Below are 24,748 nucleotides of genomic sequence, written 5' to 3'. Positions count from 1 at the left end.
TCACACCGCCTGGACCGGGCTCACACCGCCCGGACCGGGCTCACACCGCCCGCCACCACACCGTCGCCAGCGGTGGCAGCGTCACCGTGATGCTCGCCGGGCGGCCGTGGTGGCGGGTGGCCTCCGTCTTGACCGGGTCGGGGGTGGTGACGCCGCTGCCGCCGTAGCGGGCGGCGTCCGTGTTGAGGATCTCCTGCCACGCCGTGAACCGGCCGGGCACGCCCAGGGCGTAGCCGTGCCGCACGACGGGGGAGAAGTTGCTGACGGCCAGCAGGGGCGCGCCCTGGGCGTCGAAGCGCAGGAAGGCGAAGACGTTGTCCTCCGCCGCGTCGCCCACCACCCACTCGAAGCCCTCGGGGACGGTGTCCCGCTGCCACAGGGCGGGCGTGGCCAGGTAGGCGGAGTTCAGGTCGCGGACCAGGTCCCGTACGCCCCGGTGGTCCGCCTCGGCGGAGTAGGACGGGTCGAGCAGCCACCAGTCGGGGCCGTGGGCCTCGGACCACTCGGCTCCCTGCGCGAACTCCTGGCCCATGAAGAGCAGCTGCTTGCCGGGGTGGGCCCACATGAAGCCGAGGTAGGCCCGGTGGTTCGCGCGCTGCTGCCACCAGTCGCCCGGCATCTTCGACACCAGGGCGCGCTTGCCGTGGACGACCTCGTCGTGCGAGATCGGCAGCACGTAGTTCTCGCTGTACGCGTAGATCATCGAGAACGTCATCTCGCCGTGGTGGTACTTGCGGTGCACCGGCTCCTTGGAGACGTAGACGAGGGAGTCGTGCATCCAGCCCATGTTCCACTTCAGGCCGAAGCCGAGGCCGCCGAAGCCGCCCGCCCCGATGTGGTGCGTGGCGCGGGTGACGCCGTCCCAGGCCGTGGACTCCTCGGCCACGGTGACGACGCCGGGGCAGCGGCGGTAGACGGTCGCGTTCATCTCCTGCAGGAACGCCACCGCGTCCAGGTTCTCCCGGCCGCCGTGGACGTTCGGCGTCCACTGCCCCTCCTCGCGGGAGTAGTCGAGGTAGAGCATGGAGGCGACGGCGTCCACCCGGAGCCCGTCGATGTGGAACTCCTCGCACCAGTAGACCGCGTTGGCCACGAGGAAGTTGCGCACCTCCGTGCGGCCGTAGTCGAACTCCAGCGTGCCCCAGTCGGGGTGCGCGGCGCGCAGCGGGTCCGCGGGCTCGTACAGCGGCCGCCCGTCGAACTCGGCCAGCGCCCAGTCGTCGCGTGGGAAGTGCGCGGGCACCCAGTCCATCAGCACCCCGATGCCGGCCGCGTGCAGCGCGTCCACCAGGTACTTGAAGTCGTCAGGGGTGCCCAGGCGGGCGGTCGGGGCGTAGAAGCCGGTGATCTGGTAGCCCCAGGAGCCGCCGAAGGGGTGCTCGGCGATCGGCATCAGCTCCACGTGTGTGAAGCCGAGGTCCTTGACGTAGGCGGGAAGCTGCGCGGCCAGCTGCCGGTAGCTCAGGCCGGGGCGCCAGGAGGGCAGGTGCACCTCGTAGACCGAGAAGGGGTGCTCGTGGACGGGCTTGCCCGTGCGGGCCGCCATCCACTCCGCGTCCTGCCAGGTGTGGTGCGAGGCGTGCACGACCGAAGCGTTCGCCGGCGGGGCCTCCGTGCGGCGCGCCATGGGGTCCGCGCGCATCGTGTGCGAGCCGTCCGGGCGCGTGATCTCGAACTTGTACAGCGCCCCCTCGCCGATGCCGGGCAGGAACAGCTCCCACACCCCGGACGCGCCCAGCGACCGCATGGGGTGGCCGGCGCCGTCCCAGTAGTTGAAGTCGCCGACGACCCGTACGCCCAGGGCGTTCGGCGCCCACACCGTGAACCGGGTGCCCGCCACCTCCTCGTGCACCATCGGCGTGGCGCCGAGCGCCTGCCACAGCTGCTCGTGGCGGCCCTCGTGGATCAGGTGCAGGTCGAGGTCGCCGAGGGCGGGCAGGAAGCGGTACGGGTCGAGGACCTCCAGCTCCGTGCCCTCGTAGCTCACCAGCAGCCGGTAGTCGGGGAGCTCGCTGAGGGGCAGCACCGCCGCGAAGAGGCCGTCCCCCTCGTCGTACAGCTCCACCCGCAGGCCCTTCGCGCTGACCGCCACGGAGCGTGCGAAGGGGCGCAGGGTGCGGAACACCACTCCGCCGGGCACCGGGTGCGCTCCCAGCAGGCCGTGCGGGTCGTGGTGCGCGCCGTGCAGCAGCCGCTCGCGCTCCTGCGTGTCCAGCGGCTCGGCGGGACGCACCCCGCGCCGCGCGGGGCCTGTGCGCTTCGCGCGCCGCGCGGCTGCGGGCTCGCGCGGTGCGGCCTCCGGTGCGGTCTTCGGTGCGGTCTTCGGTGCGGTCTTCGGTGCGCCCTCCGGTTCGGGCTGAGGTTCGTGTTGCGGTTCGGGCTGCGGGCCCGGCACCGGGCCGGGCTCGGGCTCCCGCTCCGCCTTCGCGCCCCGCCCCGGCAGGAACGTGGCCGGGACCCCCCGCGCACCACCGGGCGCTCCGGGTTCGGGCTCGTGGGGCGAACGACGGGACGGCGGTCGAGCGGTCACGGTGCGGTCCTCCTCGGAGCCTCCCGGCCGGCGGCGCCGGGAGCGGTATCGGTGATGTGTGCGTCCCGGCGGGGCCGTGCGACCTGATGCCGGGCGGCCCGGTGCCGGACCGCTTCGGGCCGGACGGGTGCCCCTCGGGCCTGCGGCGTCACGGGGTCTGCTCCCTCTGCGGCCGGGCCGGGCGGTCGTCCTGCGGGCCGTCCGCGCCCCCCGCCGGCTCCGCCAGCCGGCGGATGGCCGCCATCGGGACCGGGAGCCAGTCCGGGCGGTGCCGGGCCTCGTAGAGGACTTCGTAGACGGCCTTGTCCGTCTCGTGGGCGCGCAGCAGCTGCGGGTCCTCGCGCGGATCGCCGTGCACCGAGCCGTAGCCCTCGCAGAACGCGGCGCGGGCGCGCTCCGACCAGCTGGTGCCGCCGGCCCGGCCGACCGCCGCCGCGTAGTCGAAGGAGCGCAGCATGCCGGCGACGTCGCGGGCGGTGGGCTGCGGCCGGGAGCGCTCGGCCAGGGGCCGGGCCGGCTCGCCCTCGAAGTCGATCAGGGCCCAGCGCCCGTCCTCGGCGGTGCGCAGCGCCTGCCCGAGGTGGAGGTCGCCGTGGATGCGCTGGGCGCGCCACGTGCGCCCGGCGCGGCCGAGCGCGGCCAGGTCGTCGTAGGCGCCCCGCAGGGCGGCCCGGAACGGGCGCAGCGCCGGGACGGCGTCGGCGGCGGCGTCCAGGCGGCGGGTCATGGCGGCGGCGAGGTGTTCGAGCTGGGGGCGGCGCAGCACCACCGTGGGCAGCGCCTCGGCGAGCGCGCCGTGCACTTCGGCGGTGGCGTGGCCGAGGGCGCGGGCGGAGGCGGTGAAGTCGGCGCGGACGGCGAGGGCGCTGAGGGCCAGCTGCCAGCCGTCGGCGGAGCCGGGCAGGTAGGGCTGGAGCACGCCGAGCGTCATGGGTTCGGTGCCCGCGCCGGGCACGACGGCCTCGAACCAGGCGGCGGGGGCGGGCACCCGGGCGCAGCCGGTGCCGGCGAGGGCGCGGGGGAGTTCGAGGTCGGGGTTGGTGCCGGGGCAGACGCGGCGGAAGAGCTTGAGGATATACGTTTCGCCGTAGACGACCGAGGAGTTGGACTGTTCGGCGCCGATGAGGCGGGGGGCGAGCCCGGCGCCGATCACGACGCCCTCCTCGCGGCTGAAGCGCAGCGGCCCGAGCCGGCCGGGCAGCCGCAGCCGCTCCAGCAGCAGGCTGGCCAGCCGGGGGTCGGCCAGGCCCTCGTAGACGGCGCGGCCGTGCAGCGGGCCGCCGACGGGGCGGCCGATGAGCGCGGGCGCCAGGTGCGGCGGCAGGACGTCGTGGACGCCGAGCAGGAGCTGGTAGCAGTCGTCGGTGCCGGCGTGGGCGGCGGGGGCGGCGGACGCCGGGCCGTCCGCGGGCCGGCTGCCGGCGGGGGCGCCGGGCTGCTGGGCGCGGACGAGCACGTGGAGCAGGCCGGGCACGGTGGCGCCGGTGTGGTGGGGCAGCAGCTCGGTGGCGGCGACGAGGGTGAAGCCGGTGATGGGGCGCCCCTTGCCCGCGAACCACCGCTGGCGCGGCAGCCACTCGGAGAGCAGGGGCACCAGCGAGCCCAGCAGCCCCGCGTCGGCGGCCTCCTGGCCGGGCGCGTGGGCCGCGGGGGCGGCGCGGACCGAGGACAGCAGCGGACCGGGGGCGCCCCCCTTCCGTCCGGTGTCCCGGCGTCCGGTGCCCCGGCGGGACGGTGCAGCGTCCGACATGGCGTCGCGTCCTTTCCCCGGGGCACGGCATATGGGGCAAAGTGTCCCGGATCGCGGTCCCGGATTGCGGCATTGACCGGTGCGCGGTGCTGGGGTCCCCCGCCGGAGGCGGGGGGTGTCGGGCGAGGATCGTCCGTTCGGTCGGCGCCTGCGGCCCCTGGTGCGGGCGTGCGGCGGCCGGGCAGCGGCCCCGCGGCGGTCCCGAAACGGAAGCGATCCGTTCGGCCCGGCCCGTGCGTAGTAGTGAGGGTGCCCAGGCTTCGCGGGGGAAAACCGCCCGTGCGCGACGGGCCGGCGGGCGCCGGCGCGCACGGGAGCGCCCTCAGTGGCCGGCCGGCGGCGGCGCGGCACGGCGGAGCCGGAACCAGTAGAAGCCGTGACCGGCCAGGGTCAGCAGATAGGGCAGTTCGCCGATGGCGGGGAAGCGCACCCCGCCGATCAGCTCGACGGGATGCCGGCCGCTGAACGCCCGGAGGTCGAGCTCGGTCGGCTGTGCGAAGCGGGAGAAGTTGTTCACGCAGAGCACGAGGTCGTCCTCCCGCTGCCCCGGCAGCCGCACCTCGCGCAGGAACGCGAGCACGGCGGGGTTGCTGGAGGTGAGCTCGGTGTACGAGCCGAGCCCGAAGGCCGGGTTCTGCTTACGGATCTCGATCATCCGGCGGGTCCAGTGCAGCAGCGACGAGGGGCTGCTCATCGCGGCCTCGACGTTGGTGACCTGGTAGCCGTAGACCGGGTCCATGATGGTCGGCAGGTACAGCCGGCCCGGATCGCACGAGGAGAAGCCGGCGTTGCGGTCGGGCGTCCACTGCATCGGGGTGCGCACGCCGTCGCGGTCGCCGAGCCAGATGTTGTCGCCCATGCCGATCTCGTCGCCGTAGTAGAGGATCGGCGAGCCGGGCAGGGAGAACAGCAGCGCGGTGAACAGCTCGATCTGATTGCGGTCGTTGTCGAGCAGCGGGGCCAGCCGGCGGCGGATGCCGATGTTGGCGCGCATCCGCGGGTCCTTGGCGTACTCCGCGTACATGTAGTCGCGCTCTTCGTCGGTGACCATCTCCAGCGTCAGCTCGTCGTGGTTGCGCAGGAAGATGCCCCACTGGCAGCGCGACGGGATGGCCGGTGTCTTGGCCAGGATTTCCGAGACCGGGTAGCGGGATTCCCGCCGCACGGCCATGAAGATGCGTGGCATCACGGGGAAGTGGAAGGCCATGTGGCATTCGTTGCCGCCGGTCTCGTAGTCCCCGAAGTAGTCGACGACGTCCTCGGGCCACTGATTGGCCTCGGCCAGCAGCACGGTGTCCGGGTAATGGGCGTCGATCTCGGCCCGGACGCGCTTGAGGAAGGCGTGCGACTGCGGCAGGTTCTCGCAGTTGGTGCCCTCCTCCGCGAAGAGGTACGGCACCGCGTCCAGCCGGAAGCCGTCGATGCCGAGGTCCAGCCAGAACCGCAGCGCGGCCAGGATCTCCTCCTGCACCGCCGGGTTCTCGTAGTTGAGGTCCGGCTGGTGGGAGAAGAAGCGGTGCCAGTAGTACTGCTTGCGGACCGGGTCGAAGGTCCAGTTCGAGGTCTCCGTGTCGACGAAGATGATCCGCGCGTCCGGATAGCGCTTGTCGTCGTCGGCCCAGACGTAGTAATCGCCGTAGGGGCCTTCGGGGTCGCTGCGCGACTGCTGGAACCACTCGTGCTGATCGCTCGTATGGTTCATGACAAAGTCGATGATGACGCGCATGCCGCGCTGGTGCGCCGCGTCCACGAACTCCACGAAGTCGGCCAGGTCGCCGAACTCCGGGAGCACCGAGGTGTAGTCGGAGACGTCGTAGCCGCCGTCGCGCAGCGGCGACTGGAAGAACGGCGGCAGCCACAAGCAGTCGACGCCCAGCCACTGCAGGTAGTCCAGCTTGGCGGTCAGACCCTTGAGGTCGCCGATGCCGTCGCCGTCGCTGTCCTGGAAGGACCGGACGAGCACCTCGTAGAAGACGGCTCGCTTGAACCAGTCGGGGTCCAGGTCCTTGGCGGGAGTGTCCTCGAACGTGTCGGGGACGGGCTCATTGACGATCATGGTGTGGGTGACCCTCCGATCGGTGAGGACGGTCGCAGCGAGAACACGTGCGCGGGCGCGATGGAACGGCCCGGCTCGAGGCGCACATAGTTGTCCCTGCCCCAGTGATAGGTCTCTCCGGTGAGCTCGTCGCGCACCGGGACGGACTCGTGCCACGCGAGGCCGAGTTCCGGCATGTCCAACGAGACCGTGGCCTCCTGGGTGTGGTGGGGGTCGAGGTTGACGACCGTGAGCACGCACGAGCTGCCCGCCCGCTTGGAATAGGCGATGACGGCGTCGTTGTCGGCGTAATGGAAACGCAAGTTGCGCAGTTGCCGCAGGGCGGGATGGCGCCGGCGCAGCCGGTTCAGCAGGGTGATCAGCGGGGCCAGGCTGCGGCCCTCGCGCTCGGCCGCGTCCCAGTCGCGCGGGCGCAGCTGGTATTTCTCCGAGTCCAGGTACTCCTCGCTCCCGGGGTGCACCGGAACGTTCTCGCACAGCTCGTATCCGGCGTACATGCCCCACGCCGGCGAGAGCGTCGCGGCGAGCACGGCGCGCGCCTCGAAGGCGGCCCGGCCGCCGTTCTGCAGATAGGCGTGCAGGATGTCGGGGGTGTTCACGAAGAGGTTGGGCCGCATGGACGCGGCCGCCTCCCCGGAGAGTTCGGTGAGGTAGTCCGTCAGCTCCTGCTTGGTGTTGCGCCAGGTGAAATAGGTGTAGGACTGCTGGAAGCCGATCGCGCCGAGCGTGCGCATCATCGCGGGCCGGGTGAAGGCCTCGGCGAGGAAGACGACGTCCGGGTCGGTGCGGCCGATCTCGGCGATCACCTTCTCCCAGAACACCACCGGCTTGGTGTGCGGATTGTCGACGCGGAAGATCCGTACGCCGTGCCCCATCCAGAACCGCAGCACCCGCAGGCTCTCGCGGACCAGCCCGTCGAAGTCCTCGTCGAAGGCCAGGGGATAGATGTCCTGGTACTTCTTGGGCGGGTTCTCGGCGTAGGCGATGGTGCCGTCGGCGCGGTGGTGGAACCACTCGGGGTGCTTGGCGACCCAGGGGTGGTCCGGGGAGCACTGCAGGGCGAAGTCGAGGGCGACCTCCATGCGCAGCTCGCGGGCGCGCGCGACGAAGTGGTCGAAGTCCTCGAAGGTGCCGAGGTCGGGGTGGAGGGCGTCGTGACCGCCCTCGGCCGAGCCGATCGCCCAGGGGCTGCCGACGTCGTACGGGCCCGCGGTGAGCGCGTTGTTGGGGCCCTTGCGGTAGGCGGTGCCGATGGGGTGCACCGGCGGCAGGTAGACGACGTCGAAGCCCATCGCGGCGACGGCCGGCAGCCGCCGGGCGGCGGTGCGGAGCGTACCGCTGCGGGCGGGACGGCGCCCGTCCGCGGGCGTCGCCCCCTCCGAGCGCGGGAACATCTCGTACCAGGAGCCGAACAGGGCCCGTTCGCGCTCCACCAGCACCGGCACGGGGCGGCTCGCGGAGACCAGCTCGCGCAGCGGGTGCTCGGCCAGCGCCGCCGTGACCGGGGGCGCGAGGGCGGCCGCGAGCCGCGCGGTGGGCGGGCGGCCCGGGTCGCGCAGCGCGTCGACCGCGGCCAGGACCGCCTCGCGGCCCTCCTTCTTCGGCACCCCGGCGGCGGCGCGCTCGTAGAGCAGCGCCCCTTCCTCCAGGACGAGTTGGACGTCCATTCCGGCGGGGATCTTCACCGAGGCCCGGTGCCGCCAGGTGGCCACCGGATCGCTCCAGGCCTCCACCGCGTACGTCCAGCGGCCCTCCGAGCCGGGGGTGACGTCCGCGCCCCAGCGGTCGGTGCCGGGCGCCAGTTCGCGCATGGGGGTCCAGGGGCCGCTGCGGCCCGCCGGGTCGCGCAGCACCACGTTGGCGCCGAGCGCGTCGTGGCCCTCGCGGAAGACGGTGGCGGTGACCTGGAAGGTCTCGCCGACGACCGCCTTGACCGGCCGGCGGCCGCAGTCCACGAGCGGCCCGAGGTCCAGGACGGGGATACGACCGATCATGGGATCACCTGGGAGTTCGACGGGATCGGAGGGGCGGTGCGGGTGGGGCTGGGCGGCGGGTCTGGCGAGTTCTGCTCTTTCTATCTGCTCCGCCGGCGGACGGCCGGGTGCGGGCATGACTGCTCCTGACCGCGTTCACTCGGGTGGGTGCGGAAGACGTGCGGAGGGCGTGGTACGCGTACACGAGGCGGCGGCGGACTGCGACTCCCTGCATACCGCTTGAGCTTTCCCACCGGTCCCGGCCGGGCATGCCCGCACCGTGGGACCTACCGGTGCGTAGTTCCCGTGGCACCCGGTGGGGAGGAGGGCCGGCACGCCGTCACCCGTACGAAGTCTCCCCGTTGGGCCGATCGTGTGCAATGCGCGAAAACCGGGTAACCGGCGGCCAGACGGGGGAATGGCCCTCCGTTCCGGCCGTCGAAGGCCGTAGCGGTAACCGGCCGCCGCCGTTCCCGCTGTACGCGCGGCGTATTTACGCCTCGTACGGGTGCATCAGCCGGGAGGCCGACGCGTACGGTCCGCTTCTCCCCACCGTCCACCATACGGACGCCGTTCCCGGCCATGCACCCGTCCGCCGGCCGTACCGGGCGCACCGGGCGGCGGCCGGGGCTCCCGCCGCCGCCCCAGGGGGCGCACTTCCCGCCTGCACCTGCCAGGAGCAGGCAGTTGCCGCGAAGCGCCACGAAGCCCCCGGGCGTCCCCGCTACCGTCGTGGGGGTGAAGGCCATTCGTCGATTCAGTGTGCGCCCCGTTCTGCCGGAGCCCCTACGACCGCTCAGTGAGCTGGCGCGCAACCTGCGCTGGTCCTGGCACCCCGAGACCCGTGAGCTCTTCCAGGCCGTCGACCCCGAGGGCTGGCGGGCCGCCGCCGGCGACCCGCTGCGGCTGCTGGGCTCGGTCCCCGCGGCGCGGCTCGCGGCCCTCGCGGACGACCGCCGCTTCCGCCGCCGGCTCGCCGCCGCAGCCGACGACCTGCAGGACTACCTCACCGGCCGGCGCTGGTACCAGGAGCAGCCCGAGGGGCTGCCCGCCGCCATCGCCTACTTCTCGCCCGAATTCGGCATCACCGCCGCCCTCCCGCAGTACAGCGGCGGGCTCGGCATCCTCGCCGGCGACCACCTGAAGTCCGCCAGCGACCTCGGCGTCCCCCTCATCGGCGTCGGACTGCTCTACCGGCACGGCTACTTCCGCCAGTCCCTCTCCCGCGAGGGCTGGCAGCAGGAGCACTACCCCCTGCTCGACCCCAACGAGCTCCCGCTCACCATGCTGCGCGAGCCCGACGGCAACCCCAGCCGCGTCTCCCTCGCCCTCCCCGGCGGCCGCTCCCTGCGCGCCTACATCTGGCAGGCCCGGGTCGGCCGGGTGCCGCTGCTGCTCCTCGACTCCGACGTCGAGGAGAACGGCCCCGGCGAGCGCGAGGTCACCGACCGGCTCTACGGCGGGGGCGGCGAGCACCGGCTGCTGCAGGAGATGCTCCTGGGCATCGGCGGCGTCCGCGCCGTGCGCACCTACTGCCGCCTGACCGGCCACCCCGAACCCGAGGTCTTCCACACCAACGAGGGCCACGCCGGCTTCCTGGGCCTGGAGCGCATCCGCGAACTGGTCGACGGCGGGCTGGACTTCGACGCCGCCCTGGAGTGCGCCCGCGCCGGAGCCGTCTTCACCACCCACACCCCCGTGCCCGCCGGCATCGACCGCTTCGACCGCGAGCTGGTCGCCCGCCACTTCGGCGCCGCCGGCGAACTGCCCGGCATCGACGTCGAGCGCGTCCTCGAACTGGGCCTGGAGACCTACCCCGGCGGCGAGCCCAACCTCTTCAACATGGCCGTCATGGGCCTGCGGCTCGCCCAGCGCGCCAACGGCGTCTCCACCCTCCACGGGCAGGTCAGCCGGCAGATGTTCGCCGGCCTGTGGCCGGGCTTCGACGCCGAGGAAGTGCCCATCGACTCCGTCACCAACGGCGTCCACGCCCCCACCTGGGTCGCCCCCGAGGTGATGCGCCTGGGCGCCCGCCGGGTCGGCGCCGGGCGCGCCGAGGACGCCCTGGCCGTCGGCGGCTCCCCGCGCTGGGACGCCGTCGCCGACATCCCCGACGCCGACATCTGGGAGCTGCGCCGCACCCTGCGCGAACAGCTGGTCGAGGAGGTGCGCGAGCGGCTGCGCGCCGCCTGGCGCGAGCGCGGCGCCGGCACCGCCGAGCTCGGCTGGATCGACGGCGTCCTCGACCCCGGCGTCCTCACCATCGGCTTCGCCCGCCGCGTGCCCTCCTACAAGCGCCTCACCCTCATGCTCCGCGACCGCGACCGCCTCATGGACCTCCTCCTGCACCCCGAGCGGCCCGTGCAGATCGTCGTCGCCGGCAAGGCCCACCCCGCCGACGACAGCGGCAAGCGCCTCGTGCAGGAGCTCGTGCGCTTCGCCGACGACCCGCGCGTGCGCCGGCGCCTGGTCTTCCTGCCCGACTACGGCATGGCCATGGCCCAGCGGCTCTACCCCGGCTGCGACGTCTGGCTCAACAACCCGCTGCGCCCGCTGGAGGCCTGCGGCACCTCGGGGATGAAGGCCGCCCTCAACGGCTGTCTCAACCTCTCGGTGCTCGACGGCTGGTGGGACGAGTGGTACGAGCCCGACTTCGGCTGGGCGATCCCCACCGCCGACGGCGCCGCCATGGACGACAACCGGCGCGACGACCTGGAGGCGGCCGCCCTCTACGACCTGCTGGAGCGGCGGGTGGCCCCGCGCTTCTACGACCGGACGCAGAGCGGGCTCCCCGGCCGCTGGATCGAGATGGTGCGGCGCACGCTGACCACGCTCGGCCCGAAGGTCCTCGCCGGGCGCATGGTGCGCGAGTACGTCGAGCGGCTCTACGCCCCCGCCGCCGAGGCCCAGCGGGCCCTCACCCCCGCCGCGGCGAGCGAACTGGCCGCCTGGAAGGCCCGGGTGCGGGCCGGGTGGCCCGGCGTGGCCGTCGACCACGTGGAGGCCGTCGCCGACACCGCACTCAACGGCACCGCGACCCTGGGCTCCACGGTCTGCCTGCGGGTGAGCGTCACGCTCGGCCCGCTGGACCCGGCCGACGTGGAGGTGCAGGCCGTGGCCGGCCGGGTCGACCCGGCCGACCGGCTGAGCCAGACCGCCACGTTCCCCCTCAAGCCGGCCGGCGGCCCCGCCCTGGACGGCCGCCGCCTGTACGAGGGGCCGCTCACCCTCGACCGCACGGGCCCCTTCGGCTACACCGTCCGCATCCTGCCCTCGCACCGGCTGCTGTCCAGCGGCGCGGAGATGGGCCTGGTGACGCTGCCGTCGGAGGCGACGGGCGAGGCGGCGGGGGTGCTGTTGCGCTGACGCGCGGTCGCCCCGTGCGTACGTGCGTGGGGCGCCGTCCGGGGGAGTCATGCTCACCCCGGACGGCGCCCGGTTCAGGTGGCGCGCCCCTCAAGGGGCGCGGGGCAGTGCCGATCTGCGGCTCCGCCGCGTGGGCGCGACCGGCCACGTACGGCCCGCAGAGAACGATCAGAAGGTCAGCTTCCAGCTGGTGATCTGGCCGCTGTCCGCCGAGTACACGTCCTGCACCTGCAGCTTCCACGTGCCGGTCGCGGAGACGCCCGACGCGTCGACCGTGTAGCTGGCCTTCACGTCCGCCGCGGAGTCCCAGGCGTCCGAGTCCTTCAGCCGCCACGTCTTGCCGTCCGGCGCGACCAGGTCGATCCGCAGGTCACCGCGGTAGGTGTGGGTGATGTTCACGTCCACCTTGAGGGCGGAGGAGCCGTTGCCGCTGCGGGTCACGACGACCGGCGAGGTCACGGCATCGCCCGCGTCCGGGATGGCGACGGGGGTGTTGTTCTCGAAGACGCTGCCGCCGCCCGTGGTGTTCACGGTCCACTTGAAGGACGCGCTCGAGGACTTGCCGGCCGAGTCCTTGACGGTGACGGTGACGTTGCTGGTGCCGGTGGCGGTCGGCGTGCCGGAGATCAGACCGGTGGAGGCGTTGATCGACAGGCCCGCGGGCAGGCCGGTGGCCGAGTAGCTCAGGGCACCGGAGTTGCTGCTGGTGGCCTTGATCTGCAGGGAGACGGCGGTGTTGACGATGCTCGTCTGGTCACCGGGTGCGGTGATGCTGACCCCGGTCCCGGGGGTCGCCCGGCTGCCGACGTTGACGGCCGCCCACGCGTTGGCCACGTTGTTGTACGTCTCGCTGCCCACGCCGAAGAGCTCGCCGGCGGCCCACAGCGTCGCGTCGCGCGCACCGGCGTAGTTGGTGTTCGACTGCATGCGCCCGGTCAGCGCCTTGAACCAGATCTTCGCGGCGTTGTCCCGGCCGATGCCGGTCACGGGCAGGTTGTCGGAGGTCGGCGAGTCGTAGGAGACGCCGTTGATCACCTTTGCGCCGCTGCCCTCGGAGGCGAGGTAGAACCAGTGGTTGGCGGGGCCCGACGAGTAGTGCACGTCGATGCTGCCGATGCCCGAGTACCAGGCGTCCTTGGAGCGGGTGTCCTTGCTGGGCTTGTCCATGTAGCGCAACGGGGAGCCGTTGCCGTTGATGTCGATCTTCTCGCCGACGAGGTAGTCGCCCACGTCGTTGGGGTTGTTCGCCCAGAACTCCACGGCGGCGGCGAAGATGTCGGAGGTGGCCTCGTTGAGGCCGCCGGACTCGCCCGCGTAGGTGAGGTTGGCGGTGGCCGAGGTGACGCCGTGCGTCATCTCGTGCGCGGCCACGTCGATCGAGGTCAGCGGCTTGGCGTTGCCGGAGCCGTCGCCGTAGGTCATGCAGAAGCAGTCGTCCGACCAGAAGGCGTTGACGTAGTTGTTGCCGTAGTGCACCCGGCTGTACGCGCCCACGCCGTCACCGCGGATGCCGCTGCGCCCGTGCACGTTCTTGTAGTAGTCCCACGTCAGCTGGGCGCCGTAGTGCGCGTCCACGCCGGCGGTGGCCGCGTCGCTCGTGGTGCCGTTGCCCCAGACGTCGTCGGCGTCGGTGAAGAGGGTGCCGGTGCCGGAGGAGCCGCGGTTGAGGTTGTAGGTCTTGTGGCCGCCGCGCGAGGCGTCGTTGAGCTGGTAGGAGCCGCCCGACTGCGAGGTGCCGATGGTCACCTGGCCGCTGTACTTGCTGTTGCCGGTGCCCTGCTTGACGCCCTGGAACTCGAAGAGCTTCTTGCCCGTCCGCGCGTCGGTGATGACGTGCAGCTCGTTGGGCGTGCCGTCCTCCTGGAGGCCGCCGACGACGGTCTCGTAGGCGAGGACGGGCTTGCCGCTCGCGGCCCAGATCACCTTGCGGGGCGCCCGGTCGGCCTTGCCGGCCTTGGAGCCCTGCGCGCCCGCGGCCTTCACGGCCTCCTTCTCGGCGGCGGCCGCCGAGAAGGACGGGGTGGTCGTCGCGATCGCCATCCGGGCCTTGGTCGCCTTGGCGACGCTCTTGACGGAGCCGCCCTTGGTCGCGTCCACGACGAGGTCGCCGCCGAGCACCGGCAGGCCCTCGTACGTCCGCTCGTAGCGGGTGTGGGTCGTGCCGTTGACGTCCTTGACGACGTCCTTGACGACCAGCTTCTCCTTGGCGCCGAGGCCCAGGGTCCGCGCGGTCTCCGTCTTCGTCGCGTCGGCCTGGCGGATCAGCTCGGCGCGCTGCGAGGGAGTGAGCTTCAGGGGCATGGCGCCCGGGTCGGCCTTGGCGACGACCTTGCGCGGAGCGCTGCCCGCTCCGTCGTCGGTGCGGGCGGCCGCGGTCCCGGTCTGGGTGCCGACGGCGAGCATCGCCGAGACGGCGACCAGTGCACCGGCGGCGACGGCTCTCTTCTGGGGGGTGGGTCTCACGCTGACTCCTTCTGCGAGGGGCAGATCAGGCAGAACAGGTGGAGCTGGGGGCCGATGGATCCCGTCCGACGGGTCCGGTCCGATGAATCCGGCGGGTGCGGTGAAACGTTGTGGAGCGCTGCGCTTCCCCGTGTGCGGTGGCCGCCGGGTGCTGCCGGTCGGTGCCGCGGGACGGGGGTGGGAGGCGTGGGGCCTCGGGGGACAGCAGACGATGCAACGTGCCGGTGGAGCGAGGCCGACGCCCGGCGGCCGTGCCGTGGGGGAGCCGCGCGTCAGTGGAGGGAAGAGTGCCACCGCAGGCATGTACGTGTCAGGAGTCCGGAAGCAAGTTGGCCGGAATCCGTCCGTTGACGAAAGAACGAGGTCCGCATACCGGTGCGTGGCGGGGCCTGCCGCCGCCGCCACGCACCCGGGCCGTCAGGCCAGGCTGTCCCGCCAGGCCCGGTGCAGGTCCGCGAAGCGGCCCGTGCCTGCGATCAGCCCGGCCGGGGAGCCGTCCTCCACGACGCGGCCGTCGGCCATCACCAGGACGCGGTCCGCGATCTCGACCGTCGACAGCCGGTGCGCGATGACCACCGCCGTACGGCCGCGCAGCACCGTGGCCATCGCCCGCTGCACCGCCTGCTCGCCCGGGATGTCGAGCGAGGACGTGGCCTCGTCCAGGATGAGCACCGCCGGGTCGGCGAGCAGGGCGCGTGCGAAGGCCACCAGCTGGCGCTGCCCGGCCGAGATCCGGCCGCCGCGCTTGCGCACGTCGGTGTCGTAGCCCTCCGGCAGGGCCGTGATGAAGTCGTGGGCGCCGATCGCCTTCGCCGCCCGCTCGATCTCCTCCCGGCCGGCCCCGGGGCGGCCGATGGCGATGTTCTCCGCGACGGTGCCGGAGAACAGGAAGGCCTCCTGCGTCACCATGACCACCCCGCGCCGCAGCTCCGGCACGGCGAGCGTGTCCAGCGGCACCCCGTCGAGGAGCACCCGGCCCTCGGTGGGGTCGTAGAAGCGGGCCAGGAGCTTGGCGAGGGTGGACTTGCCGGCCCCCGTCGAGCCGACCACCGCGACCGTCTGCCCGGCGTGCAGCGTCAGGTCGAAGCGGGGCAGCACCTCGCCGCCCGTGCGGTAGGCGAAGCGCACCCCCTCGAAGACGACCTCGCGGCCGGGCAGCCCCGCCCGCCGCTCCGGCAGCGTGCGCGGCTCGGCGGGCTCGGGCACGCCGGGCCGCTGGGCGAGCAGGCCCGCGATCTTCTCCAGCGAGGCCGCGGCCGACTGGTAGGAGTTGAGGAACATCGCCAGCTGGTCGATCGGGTCGTACAGCCGCCGCAGGTAGAGCACCGCCGCCGCGAGCACGCCCAGCTCCAGCCCGTCCCCGGCCACCCGGTAGGCGCCCCAGAGGACGACGGCGGCCAGCACCACGTTGGCCACGAGGCGGGAGAGGAAGACGTAGCGGGCCATCTCCAGCAGCGCCCGGGTGTTCGCGTGCCGGTGCCGGTCGTTGAGCTCCGCGAAGTGCGCGGCGTTGGCGCGCTCCCGGCGGAAGGCCTGGACCGGGCGGATGCCGTTCATGGTCTCGGTGAACTTCACGATCACCGAGGCGATGGCCGTGGAGCGCTCGTGGTAGACCGCGTGCGCGCGCCGCCGGTAGGAGCGCATCAGCAGCTGCAGCGGGACGAAGGACAGGACGGCGGCGGCGCCGATGCCCCAGTCCAGGTAGAGCAGGGTGGCCGAGATGTACACGACGGCCAGGCAGACCCCGATGAGCTCCTGCAGCCCGTCGTTGATCAGCTCGCGGATCGACTCGACGTCGGTGGTCGCGCGGGAGATGAGGCGCCCGGAGGTGTAGCGCTCGTGGAAGTCGACGCTGAGGGACTGGGCGTGGCGGAAGATCCGGCCGCGCAGGTCGAGGAGCACGTTCTGGCCGATGCGCGCCGACAGCCGGATGAAGACGTACTGCAGCAGGCCCGCGGCCAGGGCGCTCACCACGTACGCGGTGCCGACGGCGATCAGCGGGCCGTAGTCGTCGCGGCGGGCGGCCGGCACGGCCCGGTCGATGGCGAACGCCACGAGGAGCGGCCCCGCCTGGACGGCCGCCTGCTGGAGCAGCATGACGAGGACGGTGAGCCGGACGCGGCCGCGCGCCGGGGCGAGCAGCGAGCGCAGCAGGGCGCGCGAGGCGCCCTTGGGGGCGGGCAGGACGTCCTTGTCGAAGGCGTCGCCGTCCTCCGCGGCGCCCGCCGCGGGGCCGGTCCGCTCGTCGTCGGCTGCGGTGCGATCGGGTGCGGTGGTGGTCATCGCCGGCCTCCCTCGTGCCGTGCGTACGTCCGGTCGGCCGCGGCACTCCGGTCCTCGTCGCCCGCCATGAGCGAGGCGTACTCCCGGCTGGTGCGCAGCAGTTCGTGGTGGGTGCCGACGGCGGTGACGCGTCCTCCGGAGAGCAGGGCGACGCGGTCGGCCAGCAGGACCGTGGAGGGGCGGTGGGCGACGACGAGGGCGGTCGTGCCGGCCAGCACCTCGCGCAGGGCCGCCTCGACCAGGGCCTCGGTGTGCACGTCGAGCGCGGAGAGCGGGTCGTCCAGGATGAGGAAGCGCGGGTCGCCGACGACGGCGCGGGCCAGCGCGAGCCGCTGGCGCTGCCCGCCGGACAGGCTCAGGCCCTGCTCGCCGACCTGGGTGCGGGTGCCCTCGGGGAGGGCGTGCACGAAGCCGGCCTGGGCGACCTCCAGGGCGCGGGCCAGATCGGCCTCCCGGCCCGCGCCGGCGCCCATCAGGACGTTCTCCCCGACGCTCGCGGAGAACAGCGTCGGGTCCTCGAAGGCCACGGAGACCAGCTCGCGCAGGCGCTCGCGCGGCATGACGGCGATGTCCTCGCCGTCCAGGGTGATCCGGCCGGACGTCGCCTCGTGGAGGCGGGGGATGAGGGCGGTCAGGGTGGTCTTGCCGCTGCCCGTGGTGCCGACGAGGGCCATCGTCTCGCCGGGACGGATGTGCAGATCGACGCCGTGCAGGACGGGCGGGGCGTCCGCGGGGGCGTCCGGGTAGCGGAAACCGACACCCTCCAGGCGCAGCCCGCCGCCCTCGCCCGCCGGGCGCGGGGAGGGCACGGCGCCGCTCTTGCCGCCGACGGTGGTGGCTGAGGTGGCTGAGGTGGCGGAGGTGGAGGCGGAGGCCGAGGTGGTGGTCCGGTCGGCGGGGACGGGGACGTCCATGACCTCGAAGTAGCGGTCGGCGGCCGTGGCCGACTCGTTGGCGATCGCGATCAGGAAGCCGAAGGACTCCACCGGCCAGCGCAGCGCCAGCGCCGTCGACAGGAACGCCACCAGCGTGCCGGCCGAGAGGTCGCCGTCGGCGACCTGCAGCACGCCGAGGACGAGCGCCGCGCCGATGGCCAGCTCCGGCAGGCTCATGATGACCGCCCAGAGCATCCCCAGCAGGTGCGCCTTGCGCAGTTCGGTGCCGCGCAGCCGGCCGGAGAGGGCGTCGAAGGCCCGCTCCTGGCCGCGGTGCCGGCCGAAGCCCTTGATGATGCGGATGCCGAGGACGCTCTCCTCGACGACCGTCGCGAGATCGCCGGACTGGTCCTGCGCGGTGCGCGCGGCCCGGGAGTAGCGCTCCTCGAAATACGTGCAGAGGATCACCAGCGGCACCACCGGGGCGAGCAGCACCAGCCCCAGCATCCACTGCTGCACCAGCAGGACGACGAAGCCCACCAGAATCGTCACGCCGTTGACCAGCATGAACGTCAGTGGGAAGGCCAGGAAGATGCGCAGCAGCATCAGGTCCGTCGTGCCGCGCGAGAGCAACTGCCCCGAGGGCCAGCGGTCGTGGAAGGAGACCGGCAGCCGCTGCAGGTGCCCGTAGAGGTCCGCCCGCATGTCCGCCTCGACCTGCGCCAGCGGACGCGCCACGAGGAAGCGGCGCAGCGCGAAGAGCGAGGCCTCCACCACGCCGAGCACGAGCACCAGCGCGCCGCCCAGCCACACCCCCGAGGGGTCCTTGCCGGCGACCGGGCCGTCCACGATCCACTTGAGCGCGAGCGGAATGACCAGGCTGGCGCAGGACGCGACGACGGTCACGGCGGCGCCGGCGATCATCGTCCTGCGCACCGGCCGTACGTAGGGCCACAGGCGCAGCAGGGAACGGACGGCGGACCGTCTCTCGGGCGGGCTCGGGGCTTCAGGGGTCTCGGTCATCACGACCGAGACTACGGTTCACCACTGACACCGCTCACTCGGTTTTTGTGCCCAGGGCCTTACGAGGCAGCGGAATTGGAGCCTCCGGTCCGGCTTCCGCCCGCTCCCTCGTCACCCGCCACAGGAGCACCGAGCGCGCTCCCGCCGTGATGCGCGCACCCGCCGTCCGCAGGTCGCCCGGCGCGGCCCCCTGCTCCTCCCGCGCGGTGTCCACGAGCAGTTCGTAGCCGTCGGCCCACGGCGGGCCCGGCAGGGTGAACTCCGCGTCGGCCGGGCCCGCGTGCAGCACGGCCAGGAAGCTGTCGTCCGTGACCGGCTCGCCCTGCTGCCCGCGCTGGGGGATGTCCCGGCCCGAGAGGTACATCCCGAGCGTGGCCGCCGGCGCGTACCAGTCGGCCTGTGTCATCTCCGTGCCCCCGGCCGTGAACCAGGCCAGGTCCCGCAGCCCGTCCGCGCTCTGCGGGCGGCCCGAGAAGAAGGAGCGGCTGCGCAGGACGGGGTGGGCGCGGCGCAGCGCGAGGAGCCGGCAGCACAGGTCCGCGAGGGCCCGCCAGCCCGGCTCCTCCAGCAGCGACCAGTCGGTCCAGCTGGTCTCGTTGTCCTGGCAGTAGGCGTTGTTGTTGCCGCCCTGGGTGCGGCCCATCTCGTCGCCCGCGACGAGCATCGGCACGCCCGTCGACAGCAGCAGCGTGGTCAGCAGGTTGCGCAGCTGGCGCCGCCGCAGGGCCCGCACCGCGGGGTCGTCCGTGGGGCCCTCCGCACCGCAGTTCCACGAGCGGTTGCCGTCGGTTCCGTCGCGGTTGCCCTCGCCGTTGGCCTCGTTGTGCTTGTGCTCGTAGCTGACCAGGTCGCGCAGGGTGAAGCCGTCGTGGGCCGTGACGAAGTTGACGGAGGCGTAGGGGCGGCGGCCGCCCCAGGCGTAGAGGTCGCTGGAGCCGGAGAGGCGGTAGCCGAGGTCGCGCACGTCGGGCAGGGCGCCGCGCCAGAAGTCGCGGACGGCATCGCGGTAGCGGTCGTTCCACTCGGTCCACAGCGGCGGGAAGGAGCCGACCTGGTAGCCGCCCGAGCCCACGTCCCACGGCTCGGCTATGAGCTTGACGCGGCGCAGCACGGGGTCCTGGGCGATGACGGCGAGGAACGGCGAGAGCATGTCGACGTCGTGCATGGAGCGGGCGAGCGCCGCCGCCAGGTCGAAGCGGAAGCCGTCGACGCCCATCTCCGTCACCCAGTAGCGCAGGGAGTCGGTGATCAGCCGCAGGACGTTCGGCTGGACGACGTGCAGGGTGTTGCCGCAGCCGGTGTAGTCGGCGTAGCGGCGCTGGTCGCCCTGGAGCCGGTAGTAGCGGCGGTTGTCGATGCCCTTCAGGGACAGCGTGGGGCCCAGCTCGCCGCCCTCGGCGGTGTGGTTGTAGACCACGTCGAGGATGACCTCCAGGCCCGCCGCGTGCAGGGCGCGCACCATGCGCTTGAACTCGCCCACCTGGCGGCCGTCGGTCCCGGACGCGGCGTAGGCGGCGTGCGGGGCGAAGTAGCCGATGGAGTTGTAGCCCCAGTAGTTGCGCAGGCCCCGCCGCAGCAGGTGGTCCTCGTGCGCGAACTGGTGCACCGGGAGCAGCTCCACGGCCGTCACCCCGAGCCGCACCAGGTGCTCGACGGCCGCGGGGTGCGCGAGCCCGGCGTACGTGCCGCGCAGCTCCTCGGGGACGCCCGGATGGCGCTTGGTGAAGCCGCGCACGTGCAGCTCGTAGATGACGGAGTCGGGCCAGGGCGTCTTGGGCCGGTGGTCGTCCGCCCAGTCGTCGCCGTCCGCGACGACCACGCCCTTGGGGACGTACGGGGCCGAGTCGCGCTCGTCGCGGACGGTGTCGGCGACGTGCTGCTGGGGCCAGTCCCGCACGTGCCCGTAGACCTCGGGGGGCAGGGAGAAGTCGCCGTCGACGGCCCGGGCGTAGGGGTCCAGCAGGAGCTTGGCGGGGTTCCAGCGGGCGCCCGTCCAGGGGTCCCAGCGGCCGTGGACGCGGTAGCCGTAGCGGCGGCCGGGCAGCACCCCGGGCACGAAGCCGTGCCATATCTCGTGCGTCAGCTCGGTCAGCGGCAGCCGCGTCTCGCCCTGCGGCGGGCCGTCCGGGCCGCCGTCCCCTCCGCCGTCGAACAGGCACAGCTCGACGGCCTCCGCCCCGCCGGCCCACAGGGCGAAGTTCGTCCCCGCCGTGCCGTCGGCGGCGGTCCTGAAGCGGGCGCCGAGCGGCTCGGGGCTGCCGGGCCACACCGTGGCGCCGGGCAGCGGCCGCAGGGCCGGGTCCGGGCGGGGGCGTCCGTTGACGGCGGCGCCCGGGGCCCCCGCGGGCCGTCCGGCCGTGCGGTCGTCCCCGGGGTGCCGGGTCCGGCGGCCGCCGAACTCGTCCCCCCGCTCCGCCTCTTGCTCGGGTGCGCTCGACACGTCTTCGCCTCCGGCGGCTCGCGGGCAGCGCGCCGGGCGCCCGGCGTCCCGTGCCGGGCGGCGGCGGTTCCGTCCTTGCCCCCAGTTCTGCCCAGAACCACGCGTGCGCTCACACGGATGATCGGGCGCCGGACCGGGCGGCGCGGGCGCTCTGCCCGCCTGCGGGCAGGGGGCCGCCCCCGGGCCGGAGCACGCGGGTGGCCGGATTATGATGCTCACCTTCAGCCACGGGGATCACCCTCGCCGCATGTCTCGTACCACCGTTCCCATTTGGGACCGAACGGTGACATTCCACGGGACGGGGGCGCAGGAGCCCTGTGGTTATCTATCGCCAGCGCGTGAGCCGCGCTTTCGGGGGCGCCGCGTGGCCGCGGGCCGTGCGAGGGGAGACAACCGATTGTGAACGTGCAGCTGATACCGAGAGGGCGCGCAGCCCGGCGCAGAGGTCTGTTCGCGCTGCTTCTCGGCGCGCTGATGCTGCTGGTCACGGCCTGTGGCGGCGGTGACGACGACGGGAAGAAGGGCGGCGCCAAGAAGGTGCCGGACGGCCCGTCGGAGGCCGTCGTCTCCATCGCGCCGGAGGACGGCTCGAAGGACGTCGCGACGTCCGGTGCGCTCAAGGTGACCGCCCAGAAGGGCAAGCTGACCTCCGTCAAGGTCGCCGACGCCAAGGGCCGTACGATCGACGGCAAGATCACCGGCGACGGTGCGGCCTGGGAGCCCACCGCCCACCTCGGTGCATCCAGCAAGTACACGGTCGACGCCCTGGCCGAGGACGACGACGGCCGCCCGTCGGCCAAGCACGCGTCGTTCACGACGCTCACCCCGCAGAACACCTTCGTCGGCTACTTCACGCCGGAGGACGGCAGCACGGTCGGCGTGGGCATGCCCGTATCGATCAATTTCAGCCGGGGCATCACCAACCCCAAGGCCGTCGAGCGGGCCGTCAAGGTGACCGCTGAGCCGTCCGTTCCGGTCAAGGCGCACTGGTTCGGCAACGACCGCCTCGACATCCGCCCCGAGAAGTACTGGGCGGCCGGTACCAAGGTGACGGTCCACCTGAACCTCGACGGCGTCCAGGGCCGCGAGGGCGTCTACGGCTCGCAGAACAAGACCCTGAAGTTCACGATCGGCCGCAGCCAGGTCAGCACGGTCGACGCCAAGTCCCACCAGATGACGGTCGAGCGGGACGGCAAGGTCGTGAGGACCATCCCGATATCCGCCGGGTCCCCCGCCAGCCCCACCTACAACGGCCAGATGGTCATCAGCGAGAAGCACGACGTGACGCGCATGAACGGCGCCACCGTCGGCTTCACCAAGGCCGACGGCAAGGGCGAGTACGACATCCCGGACGTGCCGCACGCGATGCGCCTGTCCACCTCCGGCACCTTCCTGCACGGCAACTACTGGTCCGGCTCCTCGACCTTCGGCGCGGAGAACGCGAGCCACGGCTGCGTGGGCCTGGAGGACCAGCGCGGCGGCGGCGACCCGAACACGCCGGCGGCCTGGTTCTACAAGAACTCCCTCATCGGCGACGTCGTGGTCGTGAAGAACTCCGACGACAAGACGATCAAGCCGGACAACGGCCTCAACGGCTGGAACCTGCCGTGGTCCGAGTGGGGCAAGAGCACCCCCCAGGCCGGCTGACGGTCCTTCGCACGCGCCCCGCGGCCCGGAACACTCGCGACCGAGTGTTCCGGGCCGCTCGGCGTTCCGGGCCCAATCGGGGGGAGCCGCCGAACCCCCGTGTCACTAACCTGGTGCCATGACTGTGCATCTTGAGGTTGCCGAGGGCGTCGGAACCATCCGCCTGGACCGTCCGCCGATGAACGCGCTCGACATCGCCGCCCAGGACCGGATCCGCGAGCTCGCCGAGGAGGCGACCCGCCGCGAGGACGTGCGGGCCGTCGTGCTGTGGGGCGGGGAGAAGGTGTTCGCCGCCGGGGCGGACATCAAGGAGATGCAGAAGATGGACCACGCCGCGATGGTGGCGCGCTCCCGCGGCCTGCAGGACTCCTTCACCGCCGTCGCCCGCATCCCCAAGCCCGTCGTCGCCGCCGTCACCGGCTACGCCCTCGGCGGCGGCTGCGAGCTGGCGCTGTGCGCCGACTTCCGCATCGCCGCCGACAACGCCAAGCTCGGCCAGCCCGAGATCCTGCTCGGCCTGATCCCCGGCGCGGGCGGCACCCAGCGCCTGGCCCGGCTGATCGGCCCGTCCAAGGCCAAGGACCTCATCTTCACCGGCCGCATGGTCAAGGCCGACGAGGCGCTCGCGCTCGGCCTGGTCGACCGCGTCGTGCCCGCCGCCGAGGTGTACGAGCAGGCGCACGCGTGGGCCGCCCGGCTCGCCGCCGGCCCCGCGCTCGCGCTGCGCGCCGCGAAGGAGTCCGTGGACGCCGGTCTGGAGACCGACATCGACACGGGCCTGGCCATCGAACGGAACTGGTTTGCGGGCCTGTTCGCGACCGAGGACCGGGAGATCGGCATGCGCAGCTTCGTCGAGGACGGGCCGGGCAAGGCCAAGTTCGTCTGACGTGCGGCCGGTTGGCGGCGGTCCCGGAGCGGGCCGCCGCCGCCCCCGGCGTTGACGCGCGGTCGTGCCGGTGTCCACCCGGGGTGCCTCTTGTGGGGGAATTACGCGCAGTACGCGACCGCGGCGAACCGCTGTTCCGGTTGTTTCGGGCGATCTTCGCGCCCCTGTGGTCGCCGCAGGTCAGTATGGGTTTCCGGGTCGATCCCCTGCCCTTGGCATATGTCGCCGCACTGGCTTGGAGGGGTTCATTCCGGTCAGGTGAATCCCTACGTTCCAGCCCCGGGCGTGCTTGCGGCGGCCATGATGGGGGCATGGCGGGCCTGGAGGGAACGGAGCAGCCACGGCAGCGGGCCGGCACGGCCGCTGTGCGCTGGTCGCCGACCGTGGAGGATGAGCTGGCGCTCAAAGCGCTCGATCTGTTCGGCAACCCCACACAGGGCGAGGTGCGCCTGCCCTCCCGCCCCGAGTCGGCCGTCGCGGCCCGCCGGCTGACCCAGTCCGTGGTCCTGCGCCAGTGGGGCCTCTCGGGCCAACTCACCGAGCACGCCGTCCTGCTGGTCTCCGAGCTCGTGGGCAACGCCGTCCGCCACACCGGCGCGCGCTACTTCGGCCTGCGGATGCTGCGCCGGCGGGGCTGGCTGCGCATAGAGGTCCGCGACCCCTCCCGGGGGCTGCCCTGCCTGATGCCCGTGCACGAGCTCGACGTCACGGGCCGGGGGCTCTTCCTCGTCGACAAGCTCTCGGACCGCTGGGGGGTGGACCTGCTGGCGCGCGGCAAGACCACCTGGTTCGAGATGCGGGTCGCCGACCGCTGATACGCGGCACTGCCGGGACAACGAAGAGGCCCCCATCCGTCGGCATGCGACGGGCCGGGGGCCTCTTCGGGCGCCGCGGAGATTGGGGTGTGTTCCGCGGCGGATGACGACCTGGCTCGGGTCAATGAGGGTCGTGGCTTCCGACTATGGCAGACGGGGTGCGTTCCAGCCAAAACGGCTATTTGTTCAATTCGGGCAAGGCTGCCCATTTCTCTCTGTAATCAAAGGTGAGGTGGGCCACGTGCCTTGAATTCTTCGAATGGATCAGCAGGTGCGCTTATTTTTATGCGAAATTACACAGAGTGAGATCCGGCCGTGATCGGCCTGATCAAAAGGGCGGCTAATCTGTGCCGGTCATACCAGCACACCAAAGGGGAGGCTCACATGGCTGACATGGAGAGCGCGCGCGAGACGTTCGCCAAGTTCGACATCGACGGGGACGGCTTCATCACGGCCGCCGAGTACAAGAAGGCCATGGCGCAGCTCGGCGACCACTTCGTCACCGAGACCGTCGCCCAGTCGATCATCGACTCCAAGGACGGCAACGGCGACCGCCTGCTGTCCTTCGAGGAGTTCTGGAACTCCGTCAACAAGGGCTGACCCGCACGGAACGGCCGACCCCCGGGGGAAGGCCGGCCCGG

Annotated in this window: 13 protein-coding genes; 5 read left to right on the top strand and 8 right to left on the bottom strand. The window is 72.8% G+C overall.

Going from position 1 to position 24,748, the window contains the following annotated elements; all coding sequences use genetic code 11:
• Positions 1 to 40: 40 nt before the first annotated feature.
• The 4 genes from glgB to NQU55_RS03235 all read right to left on the bottom strand — a co-directional run bounded on the left by glgB (position 41) and on the right by NQU55_RS03235 (position 8,330).
• Positions 41 to 2,530 carry a 1,4-alpha-glucan branching enzyme gene (gene glgB, locus NQU55_RS03250; RefSeq protein ID WP_256789639.1) on the bottom strand — a complete coding sequence of 830 codons (2,490 nt, stop codon included), beginning with the start codon at positions 2,528 to 2,530 and terminating at the stop codon, positions 41 to 43.
• A gap of 148 nt (positions 2,531 to 2,678) precedes the next feature.
• Positions 2,679 to 4,280, bottom strand: coding sequence for a maltokinase N-terminal cap-like domain-containing protein (locus NQU55_RS03245; RefSeq protein WP_168093006.1), 1,602 nt, complete (start codon positions 4,278 to 4,280; stop codon positions 2,679 to 2,681).
• A 322-nt stretch (positions 4,281 to 4,602) separates the two neighbouring features.
• Positions 4,603 to 6,336, bottom strand: coding sequence for a maltose alpha-D-glucosyltransferase (treS, locus tag NQU55_RS03240; protein WP_168093005.1), 1,734 nt, complete (start codon positions 6,334 to 6,336; stop codon positions 4,603 to 4,605).
• Positions 6,333 to 8,330 carry an alpha-1,4-glucan--maltose-1-phosphate maltosyltransferase gene (locus tag NQU55_RS03235; RefSeq protein ID WP_206329339.1) on the bottom strand — a complete coding sequence of 666 codons (1,998 nt, stop codon included), beginning with the start codon at positions 8,328 to 8,330 and terminating at the stop codon, positions 6,333 to 6,335. Before NQU55_RS03235 ends, treS begins: the two co-directional genes overlap by 4 nt.
• Positions 8,331 to 9,047: 717 nt before the next feature.
• Here NQU55_RS03235 and glgP point away from each other — a divergent pair.
• The gene (gene glgP, locus NQU55_RS03230; protein WP_168093003.1) at positions 9,048 to 11,675 is read left to right on the top strand and encodes an alpha-glucan family phosphorylase; all 2,628 of its coding nucleotides are present in this window, start codon (positions 9,048 to 9,050) and stop codon (positions 11,673 to 11,675) included.
• 168 nt (positions 11,676 to 11,843) lie between these two features.
• Here glgP and NQU55_RS03225 read toward each other — a convergent pair whose 3' ends face one another.
• From NQU55_RS03225 to glgX, 4 genes are all read right to left on the bottom strand, one after another.
• A complete protein-coding gene (locus NQU55_RS03225) occupies positions 11,844 to 14,138 on the bottom strand; it encodes a M4 family metallopeptidase (RefSeq protein ID WP_256789635.1) in 2,295 nt (764 codons plus the stop codon).
• A 417-nt stretch (positions 14,139 to 14,555) separates the two neighbouring features.
• Positions 14,556 to 16,421: an ABC transporter ATP-binding protein gene (locus tag NQU55_RS03220; protein ID WP_168092872.1), complete on the bottom strand. Its 1,866-nt coding sequence runs from the start codon at positions 16,419 to 16,421 to the stop codon at positions 14,556 to 14,558.
• Positions 16,418 to 18,319, bottom strand: coding sequence for an ABC transporter ATP-binding protein (locus NQU55_RS03215; RefSeq protein ID WP_168092871.1), 1,902 nt, complete (start codon positions 18,317 to 18,319; stop codon positions 16,418 to 16,420). Before NQU55_RS03215 ends, NQU55_RS03220 begins: the two co-directional genes overlap by 4 nt.
• 34 nt (positions 18,320 to 18,353) lie before the next feature.
• Positions 18,354 to 20,759 (bottom strand): glycogen debranching protein GlgX, encoded by a 2,406-nt coding sequence (gene glgX / locus NQU55_RS03210; protein WP_168092870.1) that lies wholly within the window; start codon positions 20,757 to 20,759, stop codon positions 18,354 to 18,356.
• A 474-nt stretch (positions 20,760 to 21,233) separates the two neighbouring features.
• Between glgX and NQU55_RS03205 the strand changes: the two genes are divergently transcribed.
• The 4 genes from NQU55_RS03205 (at position 21,234) to NQU55_RS03190 (ending at position 24,707) form a co-directional block, all read left to right on the top strand.
• Positions 21,234 to 22,406: a L,D-transpeptidase gene (locus NQU55_RS03205; RefSeq protein ID WP_168092874.1), complete on the top strand. Its 1,173-nt coding sequence runs from the start codon at positions 21,234 to 21,236 to the stop codon at positions 22,404 to 22,406.
• Between the two features lie 118 nt (positions 22,407 to 22,524).
• Positions 22,525 to 23,292, top strand: a complete 768-nt coding sequence (locus tag NQU55_RS03200; protein ID WP_168092869.1) for an enoyl-CoA hydratase/isomerase family protein — start codon at positions 22,525 to 22,527, stop codon at positions 23,290 to 23,292.
• Positions 23,293 to 23,498: 206 nt separating this feature from the next.
• On the top strand, positions 23,499 to 24,107 hold the full coding sequence (locus NQU55_RS03195; RefSeq protein WP_372504622.1) for an ATP-binding protein: 609 nt from the start codon (positions 23,499 to 23,501) through the stop codon (positions 24,105 to 24,107).
• A 384-nt stretch (positions 24,108 to 24,491) separates the two neighbouring features.
• Complete coding sequence (locus NQU55_RS03190) at positions 24,492 to 24,707, top strand: EF-hand domain-containing protein (RefSeq protein WP_058046371.1); 216 nt, start codon at positions 24,492 to 24,494, stop codon at positions 24,705 to 24,707.
• Positions 24,708 to 24,748: the final 41 nt, after the last annotated feature.

This window comes from Streptomyces telluris (genome assembly GCF_024519335.1).
Classification (GTDB): Bacteria; Actinomycetota; Actinomycetes; order Streptomycetales; family Streptomycetaceae; genus Streptomyces; species Streptomyces telluris.
Note: the sequence above shows the minus strand (reverse complement) of the source record. Positions and strands in the feature narration are given on the sequence as shown.